The organism is Parabacteroides sp. AM08-6 (assembly GCF_003473295.1).
GTDB lineage: Bacteria > Bacteroidota > Bacteroidia > Bacteroidales > Tannerellaceae > Parabacteroides.
The window spans coordinates 51,661-58,406 of sequence record NZ_QRMP01000023.1; the positions used below are offsets into that span (position 1 = coordinate 51,661).

The 6,746-nt window shown below is 29.7% G+C and carries 8 protein-coding genes; all 8 read right to left on the reverse strand.

All coding sequences use genetic code 11. The features are described from left to right. Window positions 1–5 precede the first annotated feature (5 nt). On the reverse strand, window positions 6–980 hold the full coding sequence (locus DW103_RS13285; RefSeq protein WP_122276932.1) for a glycosyltransferase family 2 protein: 975 nt from the start codon (window positions 978–980) through the stop codon (window positions 6–8). 1 nt (window position 981) lies between these two features. Beyond that, window positions 982–1,749: a glycosyltransferase family 2 protein gene (locus DW103_RS13290; protein ID WP_122276934.1), complete on the reverse strand. Its 768-nt coding sequence runs from the start codon at window positions 1,747–1,749 to the stop codon at window positions 982–984. Further along, window positions 1,750–2,556, reverse strand: a complete 807-nt coding sequence (locus tag DW103_RS13295) for a hypothetical protein (RefSeq protein ID WP_147381214.1) — start codon at window positions 2,554–2,556, stop codon at window positions 1,750–1,752. A 126-nt stretch (window positions 2,557–2,682) separates the two neighbouring features. Beyond that, window positions 2,683–3,465 carry an alpha-1,2-fucosyltransferase gene (locus DW103_RS13300; protein WP_122276938.1) on the reverse strand — a complete coding sequence of 261 codons (783 nt, stop codon included), beginning with the start codon at window positions 3,463–3,465 and terminating at the stop codon, window positions 2,683–2,685. Next, window positions 3,462–3,983 (reverse strand): DUF268 domain-containing protein, encoded by a 522-nt coding sequence (locus DW103_RS13305; RefSeq protein ID WP_233545687.1) that lies wholly within the window; start codon window positions 3,981–3,983, stop codon window positions 3,462–3,464. Before DW103_RS13305 ends, DW103_RS13300 begins: the two co-directional genes overlap by 4 nt. A gap of 192 nt (window positions 3,984–4,175) precedes the next feature. Beyond that, window positions 4,176–5,036, reverse strand: coding sequence for a class I SAM-dependent methyltransferase (locus DW103_RS13310; protein WP_122276942.1), 861 nt, complete (start codon window positions 5,034–5,036; stop codon window positions 4,176–4,178). Then, on the reverse strand, window positions 5,033–6,472 hold the full coding sequence (locus DW103_RS13315) for a lipopolysaccharide biosynthesis protein (RefSeq protein WP_122276944.1): 1,440 nt from the start codon (window positions 6,470–6,472) through the stop codon (window positions 5,033–5,035). The genes DW103_RS13310 and DW103_RS13315 overlap by 4 nt, the downstream gene beginning before the upstream one ends. 58 nt (window positions 6,473–6,530) lie before the next feature. Further along, window positions 6,531–6,746 (reverse strand): Lrp/AsnC family transcriptional regulator (locus tag DW103_RS13320; RefSeq protein WP_147381215.1); only part of this gene is annotated, 216 nt, incomplete at its 5' end.

Consider the following 6,746-nt stretch of genomic DNA (forward strand, 5'->3'; position numbering starts at 1 on the left):
ACGATTCAAATAGAAAGTTTTACATATATACAAGCTAATTTTATAGGCAATTTATATGCCAATAATTTCATATTATATTTCACACTACACAACGGATTAAAACATTTATTATACTCTCTAAATATTAGATTCACCTTCGTAATTCTTTTTGATATTTCAAATATAGACTGGTTAGTTCTAAGCAGTTCTTTAAAGAAATATATTTTTAAATCTATCAAATATTTAAAAAACAATGGATTTGATATTATATCTTTTTCTTTTGAAATTCTTAACATCTCCGAAAAGACAATCTCCAAAGAATCAAATCTTTTACCTTCCACTTGATGAGTTATGGAACCATTTCTTATTCTATATATATAAGTATTTTTTTTACACACAATCATTTTTGAAGAATTTATAGCCAAATAAAATGACCATAATATATCTTCATGTAACAATCCCTCATAAAAAAAACAAGCATAATTGAATATAACATCTTTCCGAACTAATTTGTTCCATGCCATCCCATGCCATTTTTTTAAATAAAGATTATCAGCAATTTTATTATTTCTTAAAACAGTTGCATCGCACAATTTAACAACAGGATATTTAACCCGATCCCTAGAACCTTGTAAAGTAAATTCCCCAATAACAAAATCTGGATTATCATTACCCGCAGCATAGACCAAGTTCTCAATTGCATCTAAAGGCAATATATCATCACTATCCAAAAAAAACAAATAATCACCTGTTGAAGCTTTTATACCTGTATTTCGCGCTGCTGACAATCCTTTATTTTTTTCATGCACTAAAAAAAAAGCATTCTCTCCACGGGTATGTCTCAAAACTATATTTTTAGCTTTAATAAAACTATCATCTGTGCTAGCATCATCAATCAACAAAACCTCTATACTATTATAAGTCTGATTTAAAGCAGACAACAAACATTCTTCTATATAGTTAGAGACATTATATATTGGTATTATTATTGAAACTTTCATATTAACATTTAGACAACAAGTCAAATAAAACAATTACAAATTTGCGAAATATTGGAATATGTTTCAAACGCATAAAAAAAGTTGAAACATTACATTCCCTAAGTAATTTTAAATCCTCCTCTTTTACCAAATCATTCTGACGTTTTGTTGACACTCCGCCTAAAGTAAAAAAAGTTATATAAACAGGAACATATTGAAATAAAACTTTATTCAAGATCAATTGCACAAACATTTTATAATCAGCTGAAATTTTATAATTAATATCAAAAGAATATCCAGCATTAAAAACAGAACGTTTATAAAAAGTCACAGGTTGTTGTACAGGACAAGATATCAACATATTCAAAGACAGTCGATTTTTCTTTATTCCAGACATACTTTTTTGATAATACAAATCGCCCTTTATAAGATTGCCATAGACTACATCAGCCTTAGAAGTATTCAAATAATAAACAATAGATTCTATCGAATAATTATTTACATAATAATCATCACTATTAAGAAAGTGAACCCAATCTCCAGAGACAAGACTCACGCCTTTATTCATAGCATCATAAATTCCCTTATCCTTTTCAGATATCCATTTAAATAAAACATTTTTTCTTAAAAAAATAGCCTCATATTTTTTAATAATATCAACTGTATTATCTTCAGATCCTCCATCAATTAGAATATATTCATATGGAAGAATCTTTTGATTCAACACAGATTCCAATGTGCGAGTAATCGTTTTCTCAGAATTAAAACAAACAGTAATAATGCTCAACATTTAATCCCCAATTAATAAAAGCTTATAACAACATTTTTTCAAAAATCGTTTCAAAGAATACCTATATCTCAATGAAAGCACTTTATCCCTTTTACAAAGAAAAGGGTAAATGTACATAGAGTCCCAATTTGTAGAATAATATTCATTTTCTGATATTATTTTTATTTTGTCATTTTTCTTAGTTAAAATAGAAAAAACGCTCTGATCATGCCTATTTTCCACAAATCCAGATAAATTTGATGATACAGAAGGAGTATCATCCACTAATGAAAAATTTTCCTCAAAAACAGAAAGCCATTTAGCAACAAATGAAATCACAAATTTATTTTTTCTCATCAAAATAATACTAGCTTCTCTCTGGGGAGTATCAATTATCGACAAATCATTTCTAACACTAAAATAATCCAACAAATCACCCTTTGACCACATACGTTCTACAAAATTGGAAGATTCTTGGACTATTAATCCTAATTCATCTGATTGAAGAGTATTTATATATTCATAAAATTTCAACTTCCCATTTTTATTAATATGACAACCTGCATCCAAATATATCAGAATATCATCATCACATAATTTTTGTAAAGATTTCAATATAACATATGGTTTCCAAACCCAATAACCAAATCCACGAGATCCTTTTATGAGATATTTTGAAAATTTACCTAGAAATTCATCATCAAAATCATGTTCATTATAAAAGAAACAATCTTTAAATTCTCCAAATTCAGAAACCTGCTTTTCTAAACGTTTCTTAGTAGGGAGCATTCGAGTATCAGCAAAAACACACAAATATATATTATGCATAAAAGAGCATTAATAAGTTAAAAAGAAGAAACTTTTATCCATTCTTTATGATAAAAACAATCAGAAATATCAACATTAGTATACTTTCTTGGACATAATACAAGTTTATTAGGGTTCTTATTCAAATTAAGCAGCCCACCAAGAAAATGTACTATTTGCAATTATATTATGTTTACAAATACTCATTAAATACATATCTTTCCAAGATTCTCTACCCACATTCCAGTCCACAAAGACAGTATTTATTGGCAGTTCAAGATTTTCTAAAACCCACTTTTTATCATCTGAAAAAACAAAAAAAATAGGATTATCAATTTTATCTTTTATTATAGAAACACAATATTGATAATATTTATCAGTACATATATTTGCATACAAATCATAATTCTTTCTATCCATATAATCGCCCTTTCTTATATGTATTGAAACACTTTCATTTCTCATGATATTATCAACAACATTTCTAGTATCACAAGAAACTTTTTTCCCATCAAACTGAAACGTACGTAAAATCTCATCTTTACAATTTAAAAAGAACAATTCCGATTGAAAACGTCCAAACCAAATATTAAACAATTTTAAATTAGAACAAGATTTAATCCAATCAAAATTATTATCCACATCAAAAAGACATTCAACTCCAATTACAGACATTAAAGATGAATATTTTCGATACTTAACAACAAATTTATATATAAATTTGACAAACAAGTTTGTCAAAAACCCATTACTAGTATCTATATTAAAAACATCATGTAATTCCATGCCATTATGATCATTTTCATAATCAGCAATAAAACCATTCACATAGACATCTTTTCCCATTTTACTCAAAGCCATAGCAAGAGCATACTGAAACATTTGATTACCCAATCCACCTGACAACAATATCAAATTTATACATTTCATTTTTTAGTCAATTCAAAAATAGCACAACCAAGAGAACAACCACAATTATTATCCAATAACTCATCCGTCAATTGCACGGAGGGATGAAAGATGTTATTATCATCTACATAAGAAAAAACATCTACTCGGTAACTTTCAGATAACATTTTCTTCAGAAAAGATAATGAGAAAACTCGATGAGCATGAAATTCTATACGTTGAGGACCTAACGGAACAGAAAAATAAAATTTACCACCAGCTTTCAACATTTTGGTTATATTCTTAAAACCAATATAAAACCCATCAAAATTTATTGGATCCCCGTATCTCCCCAAACCAAAATGTTCTAACGCATGTAAACAAGAAATAGAATCAGTTATCTCTAACTCTATATTACTTTCATCCATCAAATCAGCCTGTTTAAAAATGACATTAGATATTTCATTTTTTAATGGACGAATATCAAGTACTTCGATAACTCTATAAGAAGCAACATGGGCAACAAAACCATCTATACGACTTCCAATATCAGATAGCACGGATACAGTTTCATTATAAAAACTGAAATGTTGATTTTTCAGCCTGACCTTTTAATTCTTGCAAATCTGAGAGCATTTTTCTATAATGCAAATTAGAAAATTGTCCAACAAAAAAAAGAGACATTCCAATGTAAATACATATAACGATTTATAGAAGCCTTTAAACGGCTAAAGAGCAAATAGAGCATAACCTTAATCTAGTTTTAATATAATTATATAATGATTTGGCTGAGCAAAAGGCCAACCAGAACAATTCACCCAATTCAATGTCAGAATAAGATTTCTAAATATCCTACTTATCGTCCATTTAGAATTGAACCAAGGAGATATCTTTTTATAATATACAATATTAAATCCTATAATTCTATACGAATCAATAGAAGGAAAAACAATATGTTCAGGAAAAGAAACATACCACCAATCATTCTTTTGTTCAAAAGCTTCTTTTGAACAATTATCACCGGTGATAATTAGCAAAACTCCATCTTTCTTCAATTTACTTCTGACCGTTGAAATCCAATTAGGAAAATCATACAAATGCTCTGCTAAATCAAATGCAGTAACAATATCAAATTTCATTTCTATCTCTTCATATGAAGTAAAAACTGAGTGATGTTTTTCTCTCAATTTATTACATGCATTTTCAGAATATTCTATGCCATAAGTAATACAACCCTTTTTATGAGCATAATCTAGAAAAGAACCATCACAACAACCTATATCTAAAAGTGTTTTTCCTTTACCTAAGTAACGACTTATAATTTTAACAGTATCCTCCGCATGATTATACTCAAATAAATTATCTCCCCATCTATCAGAAGCATCTCCCTCCGTATATAACTGTACACTATCCTTTTGAGAAACAATATTCTGAACAAACCATGATTTACAATTATCACAACACCACAATTCTGGCTGATTAGACAGTTCTATCTCTACAGAAGAATAATAAATAGGAGCCTCATAATTAATTAAACCTATAGACTTTATATTTTTTGAAGAACATATTGGGCACACAGTCCTTCTATATGAGTTATCAACATTCTTTTTCATTTATTCTTTTTTATAATAAAGCATAATACTTCCTTAAATATAACAGGAGAAGACAACCATAACAGCAAGATATATGAGCAAGATACTATCAATATTTTAGAAAATATTTTAAAATATGAATTCTCAATATTTAACACAAAAATCCAAGCGAATAAAATACTACCTAAAACCATTAACAAAAATGGAGCTATATCATATATGAAAAACAAGATTGGAATTGAAATAAAACGAGTAATATAAATAACTAGTACAAGAAAAAAAAATGAGAATACAAGTAAATTTATAAATGCAAGATAATAAATACCTAATGGATAAACCAATACAGCTACTATGATTTGCCCAATAGAAGTGAATAATATATATTTGAAATAAAAGCTAGAGTCTCCTTTGGCTATCAAGATTTGCAAAAACAATGTATAGAACAAAGCAACACACCCCCAAACACAAAATATTTGCAAAATAGGAACGCAGGGAAGAAAGTCTACATTGATAATTGTTACAAAATCTCTACAAACGAATGATAAGCCTAATAATAATGGAAATCCGACAAGAGATATAAACCGCATCATTTTCCGTAAAACCTGTATCTCTTTTTCCTTATCTCCTTGAACTTTCACAAAAAGAGGTTGAGCAACACTATATATCATACCATTTATAGACTGAGTACCCATTCCAGCCCATTTAACCCCTTGAGAAAAGTAACCGACATCCGCCTGTGTATAAAACCGTCCTAACAACACAGAATATATGTTAGCTTGTACTTGAGAGACAATTGTCGCTATCAACATTTTAAAACTAAAGCTAAACATTTCCTTAATTGGCCTAAAGTTAAAAGAAAAAGAAGGACGCCAAGGAGAAAAATACCAACGCAGAATAGTCCCCATAGAAGATGCTACCAGAGTTTGTACAGCCAATGCCCAATAACCAAATCCTTTTAAAGCCAGAATAATACCAAACACCCCAGATATCAAAGTAGAAAAAATATCAATTTTAGCTCTTTCCTTAACCATCAATTGCTTAAAGAGAAATGCATTATGAGCAATACCTAAGGTTCCTATCACTATGGATAAAAATAAGACTCTTGATAAAAGGATTAACTCTGGTTGTTTATAAAAATGAGCTATTAACGGTGCAGAGAAAAACAAAAACACATAGATTACACTCCCTACAACCAAATTAAACCAAAAAACAGAATTGTAGTCTTCTGCTTTAAATTCCGGTCTATTTGTTAAAGCTGCAGTAAATCCACTTTCTTGAATGGTACTGGCTATCGCAGTAAAGATTGCCAACATTCCAACCATTCCATAATCATCAGGAGTTAAGTTTTTGAGTAATACAATACCTATCAGTACCCCTAATAACTGTTGCATCCCATTACTTATTCCTCCCCAGAATAATCCTTTTGCTGTCTTTTCTTTTAATGTTTGTTCAGCCATTCTAACGTTCAAATATCACTATAGTAGTCGCAATCTATTTTCAGAAACAAACACTTTACTATCTCTTCACCACCCAACGTCCCGTCCGTTTGTTCCCGCCGATGCGTTCAATATAGCCCTTTTCACGAAGTTTACGCAAATATTCCTTGACAGTATCGAGTCCCATTTCTAAACGTTCTGCCATCTGGGTACGGGACAAAGTTGCCTCTGCTGACAAAAGGCTCAGAAAACGTTCTTCCAGTTCCGTCAAAGCATCCTTGGCTGGGGGGGTGGC